The organism is Paenibacillus cineris, from assembly GCF_018333335.1.
Lineage (GTDB): Bacteria > Bacillota > Bacilli > Paenibacillales > Paenibacillaceae > Paenibacillus_AQ > Paenibacillus_AQ favisporus.
In genome coordinates, this window is sequence record NZ_BORU01000002.1 from 607,750 (window position 1) to 629,133 (window position 21,384).

A 21,384-nucleotide genomic window follows, 5' to 3' on the forward strand; every position below is an offset into this window, starting at 1 on the left:
CAAGCAAAATGGCCTGCCGCCATCGCACTGGCTCTTCTGATCGTGCTTCTGCTGCTGGTGTTCAAGCCTTGGGAGCAAACGACAGCCGAACGATTCTCCCAAACGGGCATCGCCGCGAACCTTCCGACTCCGGACGCCCTGTATGAGGGCGATCCCTGGAAACCGGCCGCAGGGGCTGACGGTTATGCGCTGGCGCTGGAGAACGAACATTATGCGCTGTACGTCCGCCCGGATAACACCCAGATCGCCGTGCTGGATAAGGTATCCGGCTACCGCTGGACCAGCAATCCGATCAAGGAGGAGCTGGCCGGTGAGACGGTCAAAGGACAGCTGCTGGCCAACCTGCAATCCCCTTTTCTGCTGACCCATGTCCGGACGCAAGGAGCCGATCAGACGGTCAGGGAGACGCTGAGCAACCAGACGGCCGGCATGCAAATTGCCATGATCCGCAAGCCTGAGGGGCTGCAAATCGAATACTCGTTTCCCGCCAAACAGCTGGGGTTTGTCATGCAGTATGAGCTGACGGACAGCGGCCTCAAGGTCAAGGTGCCTGCGGCCGGCATTCGGGAGGAAGGAGCGTCTGCGCTGTTCTCGCTCGACGTGCTGCCTTATTTTGGAGCCGCACCCGCCAAAGAGAATGGTTATGTGTTCGTTCCCGACGGCCCTGGAGGACTCATCCGCTTCGATCAGGAGCATGCGAGCCTTACCCGGGGTTACTCGCATCAGGTTTACGGCAGCGAGGTGACCAATGAGGAGAATGGGACGCGCACCGGAGAACGGAGGGAAGACATCGCTTACCCTGTGTTCGGGTTGAAGAAGGGCGACCATGCCTTTCTGGCCGTCATGACCAAGGGGGAAGATTCCGCCAACGTATCCGCCGTGGCGCCCGGACTCAAGTCGTCATTCTACCAGGTATTTTCCAGTCAAATCTATCGCGAAGAATATCTCTACCGGATGAGCCGGCTGGCCGCGCCGAGCAAGGCCGTTCAGAAGGAACGGCTGAACCGGGACCGGGAGGTCGAATACCGGTTCCTGAACGGCGCGGACGCGGATTATGTCGGTATGGCGGGAGCTTACCGGAGCTACCTGCAGGAGACCGGCCGTCTTACTGAGGCGCTGAAGCCGGTGGAGCATGTGCCGCTGTACCTGAAAATCATGGGCGGCAATTACGAAAAGGCCTTTGGCCGAATCCGGTATGTGGCCGCCACGACCTTCGAGCAGGCGGGGGAAATCGTCAGCACCTTGCAGAGCAAGGGCGTCGCTTCATTACGCACTATATTCTACGGCTGGCAGAATGAAGGCGACTATAACATGGAGAAGCGGTTTCCGATCGATCCGGCGCTTGGCGGCGAAGCGGCCGCGAAGACGTTCATTTCCGGGATGAAGGAGCGGGGCGTCCCTGTCAGCTTCAGCGAGGACTTCCTTTGGGTCGACGGCCATTCCTCCTTCTCCGGCAAGACGGACGCCATCCGGGGGATCGACGGGACCGCCTATGTCGACGACGGCTGGTATATCGCCAAGCCCGCCTATACGGCGGTAACGGCGGCAGATACGGTAAACAGGCTGAAGAAGCTTGGCGTGGGCGGCATCCATTTCAGCGGAATCGGCGAGATGCTGCTGAACGATTACGAGCCTTCCGGCATCCAAACCCGGGAATATGCAAAAACCGTCTACGACGGGCTGCTGAAATATACCCGGGAGGCACTGGGAAGCGCGTCGGTCAACCAGGGGGATGCTTATGCGCTCGGCCAAACGGATTACATTGACGGGCTGCCGTCCGAATCGAGCTACGATTTCATGATCGACGAGACGGTTCCCTTTTACCCGATCGTGCTGCATGGCTTCGTTCCTTATACGTTCGGGGACGGCAACCTTCGCGACGATGAGGATGCCGAATTTTTGCGGGCGATCGAATATGGGGCGCTGCCCTCGTTCTTTGTGACCCATGACGATTCCCGCAAGTTAAAGGACACTCCCTCGAACTTTTTGTACAGCAGCCGTTTCGATAAATGGGAACGACGGATCGAGGAGGAATACGCGAAGTTTGATTCACTGAGCCGGCTGTATGCCATGAAGATCATCGGCCATGAAAAGCTGTCCGGCCAGAAATATGCCACCACTTATGAGGACGGCACGAGGGTTATCGTGGATTACGGAGTCATGGACTTTACCGTGGAGAAAGGAGCAGGAAAATGAGCAGCGTTCCGGATTTCAAACGAAAAGCGGCCCAATATCATCTGAAGCGATACGGCGTCGGACTGCTGTTTATGCTCCCCTGGATCATCGGGTTCTGCGTGTTTGTGGCGATTCCGATCGGCTGGTCCATGTTCATGTCCCTGCACAAGGTCGCGGTGGTGCCGGGGGGATTCAAATATACGTGGCTTGGTCTGCAAAATTACCGCGATGCCTTTCTCAAGGACAACGTGTTTCCGATCGAGCTGATCACCTACTTTCAGGAAATGATCCTGATGGTGCCGATTATCGTCATCTTTGCCCTGCTGATTTCCCTGCTGCTGAACCAGCAGTTCCCCGGCCGGTTCGTGTACAGGGCGCTGTTCTTCCTCCCGGTCATCTTTGCGACGGGGCAGGTGCTGTCCGAGCTGTTTACGCAGGGCGCCGGCGATATACCGTTTCTGGACCAGTACAATCTGGAGCCTGTCGTCCGGCAGTATGTCGGGGGAGAATTGGCCAAGACGGTCATGGAAGTGCTGGGGCGTGTTGTTCTTATTCTCTGGTACTCGGGCGTGCAGATTCTGATCTTCATCGCTGGCTTCCAGACGATCTCTCCGTCAATTTACGAAGCAGTACGCATCGACGGCGCTTCTCCATGGGAGAGCTTCTGGAAGATTACGCTTCCGGCCAGCGTTCCGTTTATCAGCCTGAACGTGCTCTATACCATCATCGACCTGTTCACCTTCCCGCTGAATCCGGTCCTGAAGCACATTAAGGACAACATGTTCAAAGTCGACACCGGATATGGCTACGCCAGTGCGCTCGCTTGGATTTATTTCGGCTTTATTTTCGTCCTGCTCGCGCTCGTGACGGGACTATTCAGCCGCAGCATGCGGCTCAAGGGAGGAAGACCATGAATACGGAACCATGGGTTCAAAGGGCCAGAAATTACGCCACGAGCTTCTTGTGGAGCCGTAAGGCGCAGAAGTACAAGATGGTCATGCTGGGCAGAAATCTGTCGGACGGTCTCCTGGCGAAAATGGTCATTTATGTGCTGCTGTCCATCGTGGCCTATCTGTACTTGCAGCCGCTGCTCTATATGATCAGCACGATGCTGAAGACGGTCAGCGATTTGCTGGATCCCAGCGTCAAATGGATTCCCCGGATCGTCACCTGGGAGAATCTGACCAAAGCCTACAAAGGGCTGCAGTATCCGGAAGCCCTCCGGAACACCGCTCTTATCGCCCTGAGCTGCTCGATTGTCCAGGTATTGATATGCTCGATGACCGGCTATGCGCTCGCCCGGCTGGCTGTTCCGTTTAAAGGGCTGATCACGGCGCTGGTGCTGCTGACGTTTCTGATTCCGCCGCAGGTGATCATTATTCCGCTGTATGTGATTTTCAGCAAGCTGGGCCTGCTTAATACGCTGTTTGTCTTCCTCGTGCCGGCGATTTTCGGGCAGGGGCTGAAGGGAGCGCTGTTTATCCTTATTTTCCGCCAGTTCTTCAGGGCGCAGCCGCCCAGCCTGGAGGAGGCCGCCAAACTGGACGGCGCTTCCGCTGCAAGGCTGTATTTCCGGATCATGCTGCCGCTTGCCCAATCGGCCTGTCTGGTCGTCTTTCTGTTCTCGTTCATCTGGTACTGGAACATGTACTATGAGCCTTCGATGTTCCTGGCCAAGGGCTTCACGCCGCTCTCCATCCGGCTGGACCAGCTGGAGGATGTGCTGAACCCGTCGCTGCTCGGCAGCAAAGACCTGGTCAGCAATCCGGTGACCGAAGGCACCAAAATGGGTGCCGCCTTCTTGATCATCCTTCCGCCGCTCGTGATCTTCATGTTTCTGCAGCGCTGGTTCATTACCGGCATTGAACGGACGGGGATCGTGGAATAAGCCTTGGCATGCCGTTCTGCCGGAAGCATTGAAAGGGGGAATGCCGACCTAGCAGGTATAGCTTGGGAACGAAGGGGTATCGTCAGCATCCGATGAAATCAAATTGGGGAGGAATAAGGATTGAAAAGAAAACGCATCGCGTCATCCATTTTATCGATGGTCATGCTCATGACCTTCACCCTTGCCGGGTGCAGCAGCAATAATGACAGCGCTTCACCGTCTGGAACAGGCAATGAACCTGCACCTACGCCTGCGCCAAACCAGCCGGCAGCAGAGGAAAAGCACGATCCGGTTACGCTCAAATTCATTTCCTGGAAAAACGGAACCTATGACGAGCTGTACGACTTGTTTCATCAGAAATACCCCTGGATCACCATTGAGCAGGTACCGGTGACCAATTCGCAGCCGATCATGGAAATCATCGCATCGCTGGAAGCCGCAGGCACGCCTGCCGACGTGACCGAGATTGACAGCGATCTGATCACCTTCGAGCAGAACAATCTCATCGAAGATTTGACGCCTTACATCGAGAAGAGCGATATTTTCAAGAACGCCAAATTCCCTGACGGCTTCTTTGAAACGATGATGTTTAACAACAAGAAGCTTGCCGTACCGATGGTTGACGTCCCGATGTGGGTGCTGGTGAACAAGGATCTGCTGGCCAAACACGGCGTGGATATGCCGGCAAACGACTGGAGTTACGACGACTTCCGTAACATCGCCAAGCAGGTGACCGACCCGAGCGCCGGCGAATACGGCATTACGACACAGCCCGAAATCCAAATGCGCCTGCTGTCCTCCAAAGCGATTGCCGACGGCCACGCGGCGAACCATCAATACATGAACGAAGACCTGACCCAGAGCATGCTCAGCACACCGGACGTCATGAACGACGTGAAATGGTTCCAGGAGCTGGTCACGAAGGACGGGTCGATGCAGAGCAACGCAGCCGCGGAAGAAGGCGGCAACGTGACGAAGGATTTCATCAACGGGAAAACGGCCTTCGCCATCGGCGGCGACTGGGTTCTGCCGACCCTGAAGGAGAAAGCGACATTCGACTGGGACGTTCTTCCGTTCCCGAAAGGCAAGGTCAGCCAGCCGGGGTATTCGATTTACGGACCGCTGGCACTTCTGTCCGGTTCGAAGCATAAGGAGGAGGCCTTCCTGTGGCTCAGCTTCCAATTCACGCCGGAAGCCCAGAAGTGGAAAATTGACCAGGGAGCCAATGCTTCCGTCATCGATCCCGAGCTGACGAGCTACTACGATCAGGCTCCGATCTGGCAGGGTAAAAATATTGAAGCCGTCAAGATTGCCCAAAAGAACGCCAAAATCCAATCCGGCCTGACCGTGCCGGGATGGAACGACTACAACTATAACAACATCTTGAACGACATTATCTTCGGCGACCGGGATATCAATGACATCATTCCGGAAACGGAGACATGGAACAAGAAAACGCAGGAAGTGAGAGCCACCTTGAAGCAATAAGAGAGGGGAGGCTGCCGGGCAGACATCAGTCCGGCAGCTTTCTTTTTGAAGATATAAGAGAGCGATCGCTCCACTTTGTTGGGGCTATTTGCCGTGGGCGGACACATCGGCCAATATATGACGGGATTGTTTAATATCGTCCCATTGTCCATTGACAGCACTTCGTTTATATTAATCTTTGTAGATCGAAGAGAGAGCCGTGCAATATATTTGGACTCTTTTGTGAAAACGTTTACAAAACAGATGCGGAAAGGAAGAGTAGCCATGTCCTTTTGCCGAATTCCGGGATGGTTCGTCGCCTGTCTGCTGTGCTTCACACTGGCATCCGGACTGGCGGGCTGCGCGGCCGGCGGCGATGTCCGCATGGACGGCCCCTCTCTTTTCGGCGATGCGGCCGCCACGTCCGGCGAGCCGGAAGCGACGCTAAAGTTTTATTTCGGCGGCGAGAAAAAGGCGGCGACGGATGAAGTTTGGGCGGCCGTGAGCGATTACGTCAAAACCAAAGGATTGAACGTCAAATTTTCCGTCAATTTCATTCCCTGGCCGGAATATTCGGGGAAATTGCTGGTCATGGCAGCGGCAGGGGACCGGTGGGACCTGAATTTCGATTCGGAAGGCTCGTTTAAGCAAATGGCGTCCCGGGGTTCCTATTTGAGATTAAATGATCTTCTTCCGGTGTACGCGCCCCACTTATATGACCGCTACCGGCAGCAGCATAACCTGCCCTCTGCCACGATTGGCGGGGATATCGTCGGTTTGCCCTGGTCGATCAAGATGAATCAGCGGCCCTATGCCGGATGGCGGGTGGACCTGGCGGAGAAGGCGGGGATTTACCGCGATCCTGAATCGGTAAGAACTGCCGAGGATGTCGATTCGCTTCTCCATGACCTGAAGAAAGCCTATCCCAATCAGAAGCTGAGCCGGATTCCGGCGCTCCCCCTGTATGTGGTCCGGGACGAATGGGTGGACTTGGGCTTTCACGGCCTCGGTTTTTATCTGAAGGACCCTCATTACAAGGTGCAGGCGATCGAAGATCAGCCTTTTTACGCGGATGCCGCCTTCATGAGCAAGGCATGGTACGAGGACGGGATTCTAAATCCCGATTCAAAGATCGATACCGAAGACGCTGCGGATCAATGGCGCAACGGAAAAATGCTGTTCACGCTCACTTCCCACGAGTGGGCCTATGCAGCCGATCCGGGTTTTGCCGATGCAAGCTACCGGCAGCAGATGTCGCTGTTGTACCCCGACAAAAAAACGGTCAACCGCAGCCCGATCGCAAACGTCGTGGCCATCAACCGGAATGCCGAGCATCCGGAGCTGGTGCTGCGGTTTCTTGATATGCTGGAGACCGACGAGAGGTTGTTTGATCTTGTCGTGTATGGGATTCAGGGGAAAACCTATGAGCTGGACGGAGGGAAGGTCAAGTACCCGGATAACCTGAACTTTTCCACCAGCAACTACATGGACTGGGGAGGACAGTGGGCGCTGTGGAAACCGCAATTTTTGCGCCCCACCGAAACGTACCCGGGGGACTTCTGGAAGGAGGAAGCCCGCTTTGCGGAGCTGCCCGTGAATGTGGATTCCCCCGTGGAGGGACTGCTCCTGAACGATCAGTCGATCAGTCCGCTGCTTGAAGAGCGCGACCAGATCTATGAGGACTACGGCAAATCGATCGAGTACGGCATGGTGCCGGATGTCGCCAAGGCGCTGTCGGATTACCGTATGCTGCAACAAGATAATGGGCTGGATACGATTATCCGGGAAGTGCAGCGTCAGGTCGACCAATTCCTGGCGGCACAGCATCAACATTCATGACAAGGGGAGGATGCCTATATGATCAGCGTATTAATCGTGGACGATGAATTTGAAATTCGCGAGGGGCTCCGCAAGCGGGTCCCCTGGAATGAATACGGCGTTAGCGCCGTCATGGCCGCTTCGGATGGGGATGAGGCTCTGCAAATGGCCCGTCAACATCAGCCGAATCTGATCGTGACGGACATCAAGATGAACCGGATGTCGGGACTTGAGTTTCTGGCGGAGCTGCATACTTTACCGGATTACCTGTGGAAAGCGGTGCTGATCAGCGGTTACGACGATTTCAGCCTGGTCAAGCAGGCGATCCAGCTTGGAGCGATGGACTATATCCTGAAGCCGATCAAACTGGATGAACTGGAGCGGATCGTCCGTAAAGCGGTGGATGCGATCGAACGGGAACGGCTGCAGCAGCAAACGCAAGACCGCCTCACGTACCAGGTGCAGTTTGCGGAGCCGAAGCTTCAGGAGGAGCTGCTGCGTGAAATGGCGGAGAACGAATACGATCCGTACCGCGAGACCCGCATCTCCCACCGCCTGCAGTCGTTGAGACTGGACTGGATGAGCCGGATGCCGCTGCTGCTGATGGCCATTGAAGGGGACGACCTAAGAGCGCTTCCCGCCCGGCCGGGCATGCCGGATGAGAAGGAGCTTGTCCTGTTCGGCATCGGCAATGTCGTCAGCCATACGCTTGCCGAGCAATTGAACATGCCGTCGGCCCTGTTTAAGGATACGCACGAGCGGTGGTTGGCCGTCATCGGCTGCCCCGATCCCGAGATGCTTGATTCATGCCGCACCATCGCTGAGACCTGCCTGCTTCGCATCAACCAATTCGTGAAGGTCAAGGCCAGCATCGGGATCAGCCCCGCACCCAAAGAGCTGAACAAACTGCATCAGCTCTACGTGGATTGCACCGAGTCCCTGGAGCAAAAGGTGGTCTGCGGGGGCAACCGGGTCTTCACCGGCAGCGTGGAGGACGGAGCCGCAGAGGTCGGCAGGCTGACGATCCGGGAGCCGGGGGCGGTGCTTGACCTGGTGAAGTACGGAACGGACGCCGACATTTCGGAATCCATGAGCGACTTTGAGGATATGGTCAAATCGTGGGAGCTGCCCAATCTAAAAGATATCCAGCAGCAGTTGTTCAAATGGCTGATGGGAATTTATCGTACGGCCGCGTCGGCCGGGTGGCCCGACCGTTCCTGGGAGCAGGACCCGATCGGTCTGTGGGAGCAATTGGAGCAGTACGACACGCTGCAGTCGCTTCAGGATCAGGTGGAGAGCCGGCTGCTGTCCCTGGCCGGAGACTTCCGCAAAATGGCCACCTCCTCCAGCCAGATCGTCCAGGAGGCCGAAAAGATGATCCGTACCCGCTACGCCGAAAATCTGTCGCTGCAGTCGGTGGCCGCGGCCGTTCACGTGACGCCGATCTGGCTCAGCAAGCTGTACAAAAAAGAAAAGGGCCGCACCTTCATCGAGGAACTGACGAGCGTCCGGATTGCCAGGGCCAAAGAGATGCTGGGCGATACGAAATATAAAATTTATCAGGTTTCCCATCAGGTGGGGTACAAGGATCCGGTCCATTTTACGAAGCTGTTCAAAAAGCTGGTCGGCGTTACGCCCAAAGAATTCCGCCGTCTGCAGGGGATTCTGGATGATTAGGTCTTTTCTCCGGCTGGCCTCCTCGCTGCGGAACCGGATGATACTGATCTTTCTCGCGATTACGATCGTTCCGTTCATTTTATTCTCGGCTTACGCGCATACCAAGTCGGTGGAAGGAATCCAGCAGGCCAATGCTACCTTCTCCATGAGCTATCTGGAGCAGTCCAAGATCAATCTGGAGGCCTACTTGGCCAAATTGAACGACCAGATGAACGAGCTGATCGGAGACAAGAAGCTGCAAGATTTGCTCGAGCAGCCGCCGGCCAGCAGCCAGGATGAAGTGTCGGCCTCGGTGGACCTCCTGAACATCGTGTACCAGAAGAAAAAGCAGATGGATGCCCTGCAGCTGCGCGTCTATCCACTGAATTCCGAAGCTTATCCCACTTACTTGAGGGCGCTCGAAGTGACGACATCGACCCGTAATGAAGACTGGTTTCAGAACGCGGCGAACAGTACGCTCCCGATCTGGCATCTGTCGGTGGATGGAGGGCCGAACCGCGGTCCGCTGCTCTCCTATGTCAAAACGTTCACCAGCCTGCATAATCGAACGCCGAGGGGGCTGGTGGTTGCCGATCTGGCGGATAACCATTTCAGCCGCTTCTTCTCGCCGACCAAACGGCTGCAGGGGCAGAAATTCCTGATCGTCGACGAAACGGGGAAAATTGTATACGATTCGGCGGGAAGCGAGTGGACCGGAGAGCAGCTGCCGTCCCCCAAATTACTGGCGATGCGGAATGTCCGCAAGGAAGGCGTCGAGACGCTGTCCATTTATGACGAGAAAAATTTGATCGCCTTCGTCCGCATGGACAGCCTGCCCTGGACGATCGTCAGTTTGACACCGATGCACGCTTTGACGGAGCCTATTACGGCGATGCAGAGACTGCTGATCTTTTTTCTGATCGCTTATATGCTCTGTGCCGTTGGGGTGGTTATCTATCTCACACGGAATTTTACCCAGCCGGTCTTCCAGTTGGTCCGGCTGATGCGCAAGCTGGAGGAAGGGGATTTCAGCATGCTCATTCCGCATCAGAACCGCAAGGACGAGATCGGCTGGCTGTACCGCGGCTTTGGCAGCATCGTCCGGAAAATTGAAGATCTCATCCTGCAGTCCACGCGCGCCGAGCGAACGAAAAGGGAGCTGGAATTTCAGGTGCTCAGCCACCAGATCAACCCGCATTTTCTCTACAACACGCTGGAATCGATCCGCTGGAAAGCGGAAAACCACGGGCGCAACGATATTGGGGAGATGGTATCGGCACTCGGTAATTTGCTGCGGCTCAGCTTGAACCAGGGCAAAGACATTACGACCGTCGGACGCGAGGTCGAGCAGGTGAAGGCCTACGTTCAGATCGAGCAGGCCCGCATCGGCATGCCGCTGCGCGTGCTGTATTTTTTTGACGAAGAGATGCTGGATATGACATTCATGCGCCTGCTGCTGCAGCCTTTGGTCGAGAATGCCATCCAGCACAGCATCCGCGGCAATTTCGAGAAGGGCAAGGTCATCCTCTCCGGCCGTGTGGAAGAGGGGGATCTGGTCATCGATATTAGCGATAACGGCAAGGGAATTCCGGAAGAGGTGCTGAAGGAGTTGAACGATACGGCCGGCAATCGAAAAATGGCGGGCAGATCCGGCGTCGGACTGCGCAATGTGAACGAACGGCTAAAAATTTATTTTGGCCCTGATTACCAGCTTCGGATCGAGACCCAGGAAGGCAAGGGAACCAAAATTACGATCCGTCATCCGATTCTCCCGCCCGGCGGGGAAGAGAGGACGACGCCTGAACGGGGTGCGGATCAGGAAGTCAGCTGAGCGATAAATCCGGTATTGCGGCAAGGAAAGGCACCGTGTACAATGTGGTTAGTCATATATCAAATAGTGAAGTATGATATATCATACAGATGAGGGGAGAACATACCATGACCACTCAGGGAATTCCAAAAGCCTTTATCAAACCGGCCGGCCATAATCCGGTCATCACCAGCATTTATACGGCGGACCCTTCTGCCCATGTGTGGGAGGACGGAAGAATATACATATACGCCTCCCATGATATCGATCCGCCGCGGGGATGCGATCTGATGGACGCATACCACGTATTTTCCTCAGATGACCTGGTGAATTGGGTCGACGAAGGCGAGATTCTCCATTCGCGGGACGTGGCCTGGGGGCGCCCGGAAGGCGGATTTATGTGGGCTCCTGACTGCGCTTACAAGGACGGCACGTATTATTTCTATTATCCGCATCCGAGCGGATCGGACTGGAACGATACCTGGAAAATCGGCGTGGCAACCAGCGATAAGCCGTCCAGCGGATTTGTCGATCAAGGCTATATCGAAGGGCTCGGCGGCTTCGCCATGATCGACCCTTGCGTCTTCGTCGATGACGACAGCAGGGCGTATATGTATTACGGCGGCGGCAGCAAATGCCAGGGCGGAGAACTGGGCGAGGACATGATGTCCATCAAAGGTTCGATGCAGGACATGACGGGGCTGGAGGATTTTCATGAAGCCGCCTGGGTGTTCAAGCGGGGCGGGCTGTACTACCTCACCTATGCCGACAATCTGGAGGACAACAACCGGATGAGATACGCGACAAGCCGGCATCCACTCGGTCCGTGGACCTATCAGGGCATTTTTCTGGAACCGACCGGCTGCTCGACGACACATGGCTCGGTGGTGGAGTACAAAGGACAGTGGTACCTGTTCTATCATAACCAGGACATTTCAGGACACGGGAACCTGCGCAGCGTGTGCATCGACAGCCTGCATTTTAACGAAGACGGGACCATTCAAACGGTGGTTCAGACCAAGAACAGCGTCAAGCCTGTCGGTGAAGCGCCGGAAGCCGAAATTTCGGCCTACTATGCGGCGTCAGTAAGCACTACGGGAGGCGGTGCTGAAGTTACGGGTGGATCTGGAGCAGAAGCAGTCGTCCGCGGACTGGACGCCGGGGGGGCTTACTGCGAATTCGGCGGCGTCGACGGCGGCAGTGGCGGACGGGCCGCACTGTACATTCATTACAGCACGGACGAAGCCCTGGCCAAGCTGAACTTAACGGTCAACGGCCATGATTACACGCTGATCAACGCTCCCGGAACAGGAAGCGGCGAGGAAGCGGTGGGCGTCGCGTCGTTCACGGTCCGGCTGCAGCCTGGAACGCAGAATACGATCCGGTTGACGGGCGGGCACGGCCGCATTGCTGTAGGCGGACTGTCGGTCAGTCGGTTCGAAGAATAAGAGATTTGGGCTTGGCTTAACCAAGCGGCCCCTGTACACCGGTCAGCTGTTAAGCTTACCGGCGGCAGGGGCCGTTTATGGTTGTGCCAGGGATTAGGAAACCGCGTCTCCTGGGCGCTGCCTTCCTTCCGTTAATCCGCCGTTGCAGGCCCGGTCGAGGCCCTGGGAACGAGGCTTACGGGGACGGTCGTGATAACGGGGCGACGGTCTCCGTTCAGAATGAGGTCGGCGATCGTTTCGCCGATGACGCTGAAATTCTGATCGATGGTGGTGATTTGCGCGCTGCCGGTCACCGCCCACTCGATATTGTCGAAGCCGGTAATGCTCATCTGCTCAGGTACCCGGATCGACAAACCGAGACAGCACATGTACACGTTAAAGGCGACCTCGTCGTTCTCGCATTCGATGGCGGTGACGCCCGACCGGTAAAACCCGTTAATGATATGCTTCAGCATATGGTAATCGGGCGTGACATTAAATTTGACGTACTCGGAGACCACTTCGTGCCCGTGGTCGTTCATGCATTTCGTAAACCCGCTGAAGCGTGCGGACAAGCTGGACATGTCACGGGGCGAGAAGCGGGAGACATAGGCGATCCGGCGGTGCCCGTAATCGATCAGATGCCGGGTCAGCTGGTAGCTGCCCCCGAAATTGTCGCAGACTACGCTGCTTAAATAAGGAATATCATGCGGCTTATCCAGAATGATGACCTGCTTGCCCTGCTCGGTAAACTTCCTGAGCACGTCCAAATGCAGCTCGTTGCCCGCCGGATACAGTATGAGGGTGTCCACGTCTTGAGCAAAGAGCCGGAGCAGCAGGCTTCTCATCTTATCCGGATCCGGCTCGCAAATATGGATTGCCAAATGAACATTGGCGCCGTCCAGCCGCGCGGTAGCGGCCTCAACGATCCGGAAGAAACCGCCCTGGTTGACGGCGAAAGGCAGGATGACCGGTATGGTCCTCCCCGGTGGCAGCCCGTCCGGAAGGGAAGTGACAGAGCTGGCCGGCTGAGCGGATAGAGGAATACGCCGCACGAAGCTCCCCACCCCGCGTTTGCGGTACAGGATGCCGGCCTGCTCCAAATCCTCGATAGCCCGTTTGGAGGTAATGCGGCTGACGCCGTACTGCTCGGACAGGCTTTTCTCCGTACAAATCGGCTTATCGTATTCGAACTGATGATTTTCAATTCTGGCGAGGATGTCGTCCTTAATCATTTGATATAACAATTTTGCTGGGTCTTTCGGCATTATTATTCTCCGATTCTCGTTAACGTTCTTTGAAATGTGCACGCAAGCCTTGTGCAATTTGTATTTAGTATATCAAACCAAGCCAATATTTCAATCCACCCGAAACACCTGATACCGTTTCCTGTACTCCCCGGGAGTGAACGAGGTTTGGCGTTTAAACAGACGCGTAAAATAGTTGTTGTCCCGAAATCCGCATTGTTCGGCGACTTTGCCCAGGGGCATCTCTGAATGCGCCAGCAGACGCTTGGCCCGCTCCATCTGCAGATGATGCCGGTATTGAAGCGGACTCATTCCCGAATATTGTTTCAGGCAGCGCGCCAAGTAATCGAAATGGTAATGCAGATCACGCTCCATGCCGGCGGAGTCGAAGGGAGCTTCAAGGTTGTCCGCCAAATAGGCTGCGACCTGCTCTCCAAGGAAAAACGAGCGGGCATGCGGGCTGCCTTTTCTCATGCTTCCCTGCAGCTCGATCAGGAACCTGCCGAATAACATGTGCAGTTCGTAGACTCCGTAGGGGGTAAGCATACCGTGCACTTTCAGCATGTCCTGCAGGATCGGCACCATCGTGCGTAAATCCACCTCGGCAAATTTGGGGATGTCCACCAGGCCCGGCTGGGCCTGGGTATCCTGATCCGACCGGTTCAGCAGCGGCTGATGCCAGTGGCTTTTCTCGGTCAGAACCGGCTGCTCCTCCGCCGGATATTCAAAATGGATCCAATACACCTCGGTCTCGCGATCGGTCGGACGGCAGCCGCGGTGCGTTTTGCCGGGCTCCAGGACGAGCATCGTTCCTTCCCGGATATCATATGCGGTCCCGTTCTCCTCCATATATAGCGTGCCCTTGGCGCAAACGATCAGGTCAAAGGCTTCGAATTGGCGCTCGGCGTGCATCACGCCCGCCTGCCACACCGTATGGCCGACCGCGGCCAGCAGCGGAAACGGCGGCACCTTGAGTTCAAGTACGAGCATATTGCTAAAGCTCCTTTATGAAAAAAACGAATGTAGAGATTGTACTATAAGAAGTCGCCATTGTCAGCTGTGTCAAGGGAGATGATCCTGTAGAGTGGTAGATATTATATGATTTAAGTGAAGTCAGGGAGGCAGTGAGTTATGGATCAACAGGCACTCATCCAGAGGCAGCAGTGGTTTGTGAATCAGCGGTTCGGGATGTTTATCCACTTCAACAGCGCAACGTTTCAGTTTGCCGATTCGGACATTATCGATTGGGAATACGATCACGAGAACGGGGATGAGCCCCGCCGGTTTCCTTTTGACCCGAAGGACTGGAATCCGGAACAGCTGGACTGCTCGCAGTGGGCAAAGGCCGCCAAATCGGCGGGGATGAGCTTTGCGGCATTGACCGCGAAGCATCATGAAGGCTTCAGCTTGTGGCCGACGAAGTACACAGAGCATTGCGTTCGCAACGCAGCGAGTCAGCGGGATGTCGTCAAGGAATACCTGGACGCGTTCCGGGCGGAAGGGATCGAGGCGGGGCTGTATTTTTCCATGCTGGACCTGCATCACCAAATCGGCCGGAGAAAATGCACGCCTGCGGATAAGCAGTTCATTAAAAACCAGCTTGAGGAGCTGCTGACGAACTACGGCGAGCTTCCGTTCCTCATTATCGACGGCTGGAACGCCCATTGGGGCGGCCCTTCGTACGAAAACCTTCCGTTCGAGGAAATCGACGCATGGGTCAAGTCGCTGCAGCCCCAGTGCTTGCTGATGAACATCAGCTGCGAGACCAACCTGAATCATACGGACGTCGTATTTTATGAAAATGCCGCAGGGCAGGAAGTGGAAGACGGCTTTGTGGGACCGGGCGCGAGCTGCAACGTGTTAACGAAAACCTGGTTCTGGAGAACGACGGATACGGCCAGAGAGCTGAAATCAGTGGATTGGGCACTGGACATGGTTCGGGACTGCAACCGCCAGAACGTGACCTTTCTGTTGAACGGGGCTCCCAACCGGCAGGGACTGCTTGACGCGAACGTGCTGGAACGCTTCCGGGAGATCGGACAGCGGTACCGGAAACCGGGCGATCTGACCGTCATTCCCGAAGGATGGCTGACCCGGGGGTAAGCTGCTGCAAGCCCTTGAAGCGACTTAATGGAGCAGCATGGGATGACGTTTGGCGGACGGAGCGCAGCCCAGAACCTTTTTATACGCGCGGAAAAAGGAAGAATAATCATGGAAGCCGACGGCGGCGGCCGCCGAACTCGCGGTATGCCCCTGAAGCATCAAATTCTGCGCCATCACGACCCGTTTATGGATGATATAATTGCCGATGGTCGTGCCCGTCGCTCTGCGGAACATTTTGTTCAAATGATGCTTGCTGATGTAAAAGGCGGCGGATAGATCGTCGAGCGAGACCGATTCGGTGATATGGTCGTTGACGTAAGCAATAATCCGCGGGACTGAGGGTCCGGAGGAAGAGGCATCCGAGGTGCCTTTCAGCGCATAGCTGTGGATTAGAATCTGCGACAGCAGCGCCTCAAGACGCACCCGGAGCACAAGATCGCGAATGGCGGCATCGGCGTGCCGGGCATCCATCAGCTGCTTGAAAAAAGTAAACATGACGCGGTTACCGTCATCCTTGTAATAGATCCCTGCCGGACCATCATCGGGATGGAAGGGAGATAATAAGGCGGACTGGTTTTCGGGCGGAAGAAATCCGGGCACAAAATGGAGCGATATCCTTTCATAAGGGATGTCGCTTTCGATTTTTACGCCGTGGAACACGTGTGGGGCGATGAGCAGCAGGCTGTGCGGTTCCGGTACGTAGCGCTTGCCTTCGACCAGATAGCTGACTTCTCCGGCGATAAAATAGTACACCTCGTAAAAATTGTGGCAGTGCAGCGCATATTGGTCCGTCTTGCGCCGGTCGGCAGCATGGTGGAAATTCAATGAGTCGGTATGGATATTGGCGTACAGCATCCGTTCGCCTCCTCAACGATGTTGGGTTTAGTCTAACGAATGACCGCTATATTTGCAATGTTAAGGCTTCGATTTACAATGGCGATTCCGGGTGCCGGGACTATAATTAAGGGGAGAATGCACTTTTGGAAATCTTGAAGGAGGGGCCATATTTCATGATTTTAGGCGCACAATTGTACACCGTCCGATCCTTTCTCCAGACGGAAAAAGATATTCGGCGAACATTGCAAAAAATTGCGGCTATGGGCTATACGTCGGTCCAGATTTCGGCCATCGGTTCCATCCGTCCCGAGACGCTTCGCGCCATTTGCGACGAGCTATCGCTTCAAATTGTGCTGACGCATACGAGCCCGGACCGGATCCTGAACGAAACGGATCAAGTCATCGAGGAGCATCATATTCTGGGCTGCGATTACATCGGCATTGGATCGATGCCTGATAAATACCGCGGTCTCGACTGGTACGGGTATTTCGCGGAGGACTTCCGGGAAGCGGCAGGGCGGATCGCCAAGGCAGGCAAGCTGTTCATGTACCACAACCATCATTTTGAGTTCGAAAAAATCGGCGGCAAGCGCCTTATTGAGCGGCTGGTGGAGGACTTCGCGCCGGAGGAGATGGGCATTACGCTCGATACATATTGGGTACAGGCGGCCGGCGCCGACGTATGCGAATGGATCGACAAGTTGAAGGACCGCCTTCACTGCGTGCATTTGAAGGACATGGCCGTCCAGGGAACGCAGCAGCTGATGGCCCCCGTCATGGAAGGGAACATGAATTTTCCGGCAATTTTGAAAGCGCTTGAACAAGCGAATACCAAATATCTGCTGGTCGAGCAGGACGTATGCCAGACAAGTCCGTTCGACTGTCTGCAGACGAGTTACAACAATTTGGCTTCCCTTGGCTACCGCTAAGGAGAATGGAGGGTCTTGATGTCTAAATTACGGATCGGCGTCATCGGGATGGGCAATATGGGGTCGGATCATGCCAAAAAATTAAACAAGGGTATCGTGCCGGAGGCCGAGCTGACCGCAGTGTCGGAAATGGACGGCAACCGGCTGGAGGACGCCAAAACGTATTTGCAAGGCGACATCGGCTACTTTGCGACGCCGGACGAGTTGATGGACAGCGGCCTATGTGATGCCGTGATTATTGCGACGCCGCACTACGACCATCCAAGGCTCGCCATTATGGCTTTCACCAAAGGGCTGCATGTTTTATGCGAAAAGCCGGCCGGCGTCTACACGAAGCAGGTGCGGGAAATGAACGAGAAGGCGCGGGAAAGCGGCCGCATCTTCGGCATGATGTTTAACCAGCGGACCAATCCGATGTACCGCAAAATGCATGAGCTCGTGCACAGCGGCGAGCTTGGCGCGATTAAGCGAGTGAACTGGATCATTACCGACTGGTACCGGTCGCAGGCCTATTATGACTCGGGAAGCTGGCGCGCCACCTGGGCCGGGGAAGGCGGAGGCGTGCTCATCAACCAATGCCCGCACAACATCGACCTCCTCCAATGGATTTGCGGCATGCCGGCCCAAGTTCGCGCTTTCTGCCATGAAGGCAAGTGGCATAACATCGAGGTGGAGGATGACGTCACGGCATATATGGAATTCCCGAACGGAGCCACGGGCGTATTCGTCACGACGACGGCCGACCTGCCGGGAACGAATCGGTTGGAAATTACGCTGGAAATGGGCAAGCTGGTGTGCGAAAACAATACGCTGACGCTGCACAAGCTGGGCCAGAACGAGCGTGAATACTGTTTTACAACGAAGGACGGCTTTGCCACGCCTCCCGTGGAAGTGTTCGTCATCGAGACGCAAGGTGACAACAGCCAGCATACCGGCGTCATCGCTTCGTTTGCCAAGGCCGTCCTGGACGGTGCGCCGCTGATCGCTGACGGTGAGGAGGGCATCAACAGTTTAATGCTGTCCAATGCGATGCATCTGTCGAGCTGGATCGGCGACACCGTAGCGCTCCCCATCGACGAGGATCTGTTTTTGGAGGAGCTGAATAAGCGGATAGCGGCGTCGAAACATAAGGTGACCGCTGGGATCTAACGATAGATAAGGGATGGCGAGTTGAAACCCGCGGAAGGATTGGACAATGTTTTGAGATCCGGACTGAATTCCAGCCGCCGTACCTCGCTAAGAGTTCAAGCAATATCCAAGCGATAAGCGAATCCGCCATAGCTGCTTCAGCATGTCTCGGATACAACCGCATCCAGCAACAAGCGAAAAGAGCCGACGCCAGCGTCAGCTCTTTTCGTGTGTAAACGGAGCGATATGAAATCGATCGAGGTACGCCTGAATCGCACCAGTATCCTGGTGAGGTTCCGCCAGCGCGACGTATCCGTCCGGCCGGACCAGAAAAGCTGCATCGGGATGCATGCCGGCTGCTTTCATGGACGGCGTCCACCCCATTTCATGCAAGGGGATGCCTGTCGTTTCGCTGAGCCGGCGCAGACTTTGCGATGCCTGGCCGTACACATGCAGCTGCCAATCGACGGATTGCAGCGGTTCGAAGTTGTCCCCATGGGCGGTCTGAATCCAGGGCAGACGGTCGCCGCCGTGAACGGAGCCGGAAGCACCGCTGCTCAGCATGCTGTCCCGGTAACGGATTTGCGTTTGCGACAGCCGTTGGAAGGCCATTTTTCGTATAGGCGGGACATCCAGAAGCAGGGGAACGATATGGGGAATGACCATGTCCTGAACCAGGGAGGTCATGATGCCGCCTCCTACGATCGATTGGAACAGCCGGTCTGTGGTGGCCACGAGCGTCCGGGCAAAAGCAATCCGCTCCGTCTCGTAGGAATCGAGAATGCCGGCGTCCGCTTTGTCCAGAAGAACCGCGGCAAGCTTCCAGCCCAGATTCACGGCGTCCCCAATACCGGTATTCATGCCTTGCCCTCCGACCGGGCTGTGCACATGGGCCGCATCCCCGGCGATAAAGATTCGTCCCTTGCGGAAATGCCCGCATACCCGGTGATGGCTTTTATAAGTCGAATACCAGTTTACCTGGCCGATGTGCACTCCCGTATTTCTCTCCACATAAGGAATCAGAGGTTCCAATTCCGCAGGAACTCCCTGATTCAGGATCTTAGGCGGAATGAGTCCGATAAGCCGGACCTGTCCGCTCGTGCGGATCGGGAAGACCAGACAGAACCCTTCTTCAAAAAAGTTCATTGTCACGTTTGTCACGGGCTCTTTACTCCCCACATCAGCCACGAAAAACATCTGCTCATACGTTCCTCCGGGAAACTCCAGTCCCATCTCCTTGCGGACCGTACTATGCGCCCCATCGCATCCGCACACATAGGCATACGCTTGTTTCTCTTCGCTCCCTTGCCGGGCCGTGACGGCATGCACCGCTTCATTCCCTTCCTGAAGGGAAACGAGCCCGGTATTCCACTCCACATGGATTCCTTTGGAGTCGAGATGCTCGATGAGAAGGACTTCATGCTCGTCCTGAGGCAGGCTGAGTACATAGGGATAGGGGCTGATTTCTTCTCCAAAATCACCAAAGTTGATGGTTCCCTTAAGCTTTCCGTTCTTCATAATTTGGCCGGTATGCATGGGGATGCCGCGCTGCACAAATGAATCCGCTATGCCGAACTGCTGGTAGAACTCCAGGGTTCTGGCATGAACGACCATGGCTCTGGAGGCTTCTCCCGGTCCGGAGCGTTGATCGATGATCCGAAAAGGAATTCCCTGCTTCTCCAGGGCCAAGGCTAAAACGAGACCAGTCGGACCGGCGCCGACAATCAATACCTGAGGTTGCATGATCGCTGCCTCCTTTTTTTGGAGCTTATGTGTACATTATAGTTTTTACCCTTCGAAATGCCATCAACAAAAGGGCTGGTTGTGATCAGTAAGCGGCACAAACCGGTGGAGTGTTCAGGGAGCCGGGGAATATGGTTTGGAAGCTGGGGCTGTTAAATCAGATTATATCGAAAGAGAGAGGCATTTTTCATATGAAATGAGAGGATCCGGTGTCCGGATAAGTGAGAGAATTAGCAATTAGCAAATGGTAGATTGTGGTATAATCGAAAGGACAAAGTAACCGGTGGGAGGACGCGGCGAAGCAAACCCGAAAGGGGGTGACGCCGTGTCCATTCTTGAAGTGGCCTTAAAGCTTTTGGACGGACTGCTGAAGCTGGTCGGTATCATTACTGGCCTGAAAACTTTGGTCAGTGCCTGGAAGCAAGCGCGGCATAACAAGAAAAACCACCGGGATTAGGTTGGGAGCCTAGCAATCCGGTGGTTCTTCATAGCCTTATGAAATTCTCGCCGTGGTCGCCCGCCGGCCTTTGTCAAAAGTCACGATGTTACCAGCATCGTGGCTTTTTTAGTTTACGCTTGATCTATTTCAAGTATACCACAAAAAGCGGACCGCTACACGGTAAGCCATAAGGTAACGGAGGGCATAGATAATAGCAGACAAACAACGGCTGGGAGAAACCCCTGGCTATTCTACTGAATTTCAAGACGCTCTCGATATAGGAGCAGGTACATATAAAATGGTAAATCCGAAAGAATGAAACTATTTCTAGTAACAGGGGTTTTAAATATGAACGAAAAAGTGAGTCGAGGTCTGCTGTCCTTCGTGACTATGGTTAATGATCCTAATTAGAAATGGGGTATAAAAATGACCTTAAAACGAGTGGTTGTGGCGATTAGTGTTATTGTGATCCTCTTGCTCGTTGCGTTCCTTACTTTGAAAAATTTCGGGAATCATCTAGGGGATGTTATGGAGCAAATGGGGTAAAGTGCTAGGGGCAACTGTCAAATGCATCCGCCAAGGATGGCGCGACGTATACTGATATTTCCTTCAAGCCGTAAAATATCAAACACATGAATATTTCCTATACATTTGCTACCTCCCCAGAATACGGCTTCATATAAAAAAGGAAGGCGGCCATACACGGCCGCCTTCCTC

16 protein-coding genes are annotated in these 21,384 nt (G+C 55.1%); 12 read left to right on the top strand and 4 right to left on the bottom strand.

Going from position 1 to position 21,384, the window contains the following annotated elements:
• The first annotated feature begins 42 nt into the window (after nt 1-42).
• From KI379_RS23550 to KI379_RS23585, 8 genes are all read left to right on the top strand, one after another.
• Nucleotides 43-2,196, top strand: coding sequence for a DUF5696 domain-containing protein (locus KI379_RS23550; protein ID WP_212985052.1), 2,154 nt, complete (start codon nt 43-45; stop codon nt 2,194-2,196).
• A complete protein-coding gene (locus KI379_RS23555; RefSeq protein ID WP_143811899.1) occupies nt 2,193-3,089 on the top strand; it encodes a carbohydrate ABC transporter permease in 897 nt (298 codons plus the stop codon). Before KI379_RS23550 ends, KI379_RS23555 begins: the two co-directional genes overlap by 4 nt.
• On the top strand, nt 3,086-4,063 hold the full coding sequence (locus tag KI379_RS23560; protein WP_212985053.1) for a carbohydrate ABC transporter permease: 978 nt from the start codon (nt 3,086-3,088) through the stop codon (nt 4,061-4,063). Before KI379_RS23555 ends, KI379_RS23560 begins: the two co-directional genes overlap by 4 nt.
• A 120-nt stretch (nt 4,064-4,183) precedes the next feature.
• Entirely contained in the window at nt 4,184-5,551 is a 1,368-nt protein-coding gene (locus KI379_RS23565) for an ABC transporter substrate-binding protein (RefSeq protein WP_076172910.1), read from the top strand.
• A gap of 264 nt (nt 5,552-5,815) precedes the next feature.
• On the top strand, nt 5,816-7,369 hold the full coding sequence (locus KI379_RS23570) for an extracellular solute-binding protein (RefSeq protein ID WP_212985054.1): 1,554 nt from the start codon (nt 5,816-5,818) through the stop codon (nt 7,367-7,369).
• A gap of 18 nt (nt 7,370-7,387) precedes the next feature.
• Nucleotides 7,388-9,025, top strand: coding sequence for a response regulator transcription factor (locus tag KI379_RS23575; protein WP_212985055.1), 1,638 nt, complete (start codon nt 7,388-7,390; stop codon nt 9,023-9,025).
• The gene (locus KI379_RS23580; protein WP_076172913.1) at nt 9,018-10,835 is read left to right on the top strand and encodes a cache domain-containing sensor histidine kinase; all 1,818 of its coding nucleotides are present in this window, start codon (nt 9,018-9,020) and stop codon (nt 10,833-10,835) included. The genes KI379_RS23575 and KI379_RS23580 overlap by 8 nt, the downstream gene beginning before the upstream one ends.
• 107 nt (nt 10,836-10,942) lie before the next feature.
• Nucleotides 10,943-12,262 carry a family 43 glycosylhydrolase gene (locus KI379_RS23585; RefSeq protein WP_212985056.1) on the top strand — a complete coding sequence of 440 codons (1,320 nt, stop codon included), beginning with the start codon at nt 10,943-10,945 and terminating at the stop codon, nt 12,260-12,262.
• A 131-nt stretch (nt 12,263-12,393) separates the two neighbouring features.
• On the opposite strand, the gene KI379_RS23590 is transcribed toward KI379_RS23585, so the two are convergent.
• Together KI379_RS23590 and KI379_RS23595 are read right to left on the bottom strand one after the other, a co-directional pair.
• Nucleotides 12,394-13,509 carry a substrate-binding domain-containing protein gene (locus KI379_RS23590; RefSeq protein WP_212985057.1) on the bottom strand — a complete coding sequence of 372 codons (1,116 nt, stop codon included), beginning with the start codon at nt 13,507-13,509 and terminating at the stop codon, nt 12,394-12,396.
• Between the two features lie 90 nt (nt 13,510-13,599).
• Nucleotides 13,600-14,478, bottom strand: a complete 879-nt coding sequence (locus tag KI379_RS23595) for an AraC family transcriptional regulator (protein ID WP_212985058.1) — start codon at nt 14,476-14,478, stop codon at nt 13,600-13,602.
• Nucleotides 14,479-14,619: 141 nt separating this feature from the next.
• On the opposite strand from KI379_RS23595, the gene KI379_RS23600 reads away from it, so the two are divergent.
• Entirely contained in the window at nt 14,620-15,591 is a 972-nt protein-coding gene (locus KI379_RS23600; protein ID WP_212985059.1) for an alpha-L-fucosidase, read from the top strand.
• 24 nt (nt 15,592-15,615) lie between these two features.
• Here the strand turns inward: KI379_RS23600 and KI379_RS23605 are convergent, their stop codons facing one another.
• Nucleotides 15,616-16,446 carry a helix-turn-helix transcriptional regulator gene (locus KI379_RS23605; RefSeq protein ID WP_212985060.1) on the bottom strand — a complete coding sequence of 277 codons (831 nt, stop codon included), beginning with the start codon at nt 16,444-16,446 and terminating at the stop codon, nt 15,616-15,618.
• A gap of 155 nt (nt 16,447-16,601) precedes the next feature.
• On the opposite strand from KI379_RS23605, the gene KI379_RS23610 reads away from it, so the two are divergent.
• A complete protein-coding gene (locus tag KI379_RS23610) occupies nt 16,602-17,357 on the top strand; it encodes a sugar phosphate isomerase/epimerase family protein (protein WP_212985061.1) in 756 nt (251 codons plus the stop codon).
• Between the two features lie 18 nt (nt 17,358-17,375).
• Nucleotides 17,376-18,506 (top strand): Gfo/Idh/MocA family protein, encoded by a 1,131-nt coding sequence (locus tag KI379_RS23615; RefSeq protein ID WP_212985062.1) that lies wholly within the window; start codon nt 17,376-17,378, stop codon nt 18,504-18,506.
• A gap of 195 nt (nt 18,507-18,701) precedes the next feature.
• Here KI379_RS23615 and KI379_RS23620 read toward each other — a convergent pair whose 3' ends face one another.
• The gene (locus tag KI379_RS23620) at nt 18,702-20,228 is read right to left on the bottom strand and encodes an FAD-dependent monooxygenase (RefSeq protein ID WP_212985063.1); all 1,527 of its coding nucleotides are present in this window, start codon (nt 20,226-20,228) and stop codon (nt 18,702-18,704) included.
• Nucleotides 20,229-20,553: 325 nt separating this feature from the next.
• Between KI379_RS23620 and KI379_RS34250 the strand changes: the two genes are divergently transcribed.
• On the top strand, nt 20,554-20,685 hold the full coding sequence (locus KI379_RS34250) for a hypothetical protein (protein WP_256993005.1): 132 nt from the start codon (nt 20,554-20,556) through the stop codon (nt 20,683-20,685).
• Nucleotides 20,686-21,384: the final 699 nt, after the last annotated feature.

Bases quoted from the DNA above. Each gene is read 5' to 3' on its own strand.
- KI379_RS23620 (WP_212985063.1), bottom strand. From the start codon at position 20,228: ATGCAACCTCAGGTATTGATTGTCGGCGCCGGTCCGACTGGTCTCGTT.
- KI379_RS23560 (WP_212985053.1), top strand. From the start codon at position 3,086: ATGAATACGGAACCATGGGTTCAAAGGGCCAGAAATTACGCCACGAGC.
- KI379_RS23570 (WP_212985054.1), top strand. From the start codon at position 5,816: ATGTCCTTTTGCCGAATTCCGGGATGGTTCGTCGCCTGTCTGCTGTGC.
- KI379_RS23615 (WP_212985062.1), top strand. From the start codon at position 17,376: ATGTCTAAATTACGGATCGGCGTCATCGGGATGGGCAATATGGGGTCG.
- KI379_RS23600 (WP_212985059.1), top strand. From the start codon at position 14,620: ATGGATCAACAGGCACTCATCCAGAGGCAGCAGTGGTTTGTGAATCAG.
- KI379_RS23610 (WP_212985061.1), top strand. From the start codon at position 16,602: ATGATTTTAGGCGCACAATTGTACACCGTCCGATCCTTTCTCCAGACG.
- KI379_RS23595 (WP_212985058.1), bottom strand. From the start codon at position 14,478: ATGCTCGTACTTGAACTCAAGGTGCCGCCGTTTCCGCTGCTGGCCGCG.
- KI379_RS23580 (WP_076172913.1), top strand. From the start codon at position 9,018: ATGATTAGGTCTTTTCTCCGGCTGGCCTCCTCGCTGCGGAACCGGATG.
- KI379_RS23585 (WP_212985056.1), top strand. From the start codon at position 10,943: ATGACCACTCAGGGAATTCCAAAAGCCTTTATCAAACCGGCCGGCCAT.
- KI379_RS23555 (WP_143811899.1), top strand. From the start codon at position 2,193: ATGAGCAGCGTTCCGGATTTCAAACGAAAAGCGGCCCAATATCATCTG.
- KI379_RS23590 (WP_212985057.1), bottom strand. From the start codon at position 13,509: ATGCCGAAAGACCCAGCAAAATTGTTATATCAAATGATTAAGGACGAC.
- KI379_RS23575 (WP_212985055.1), top strand. From the start codon at position 7,388: ATGATCAGCGTATTAATCGTGGACGATGAATTTGAAATTCGCGAGGGG.
- KI379_RS23605 (WP_212985060.1), bottom strand. From the start codon at position 16,446: ATGCTGTACGCCAATATCCATACCGACTCATTGAATTTCCACCATGCT.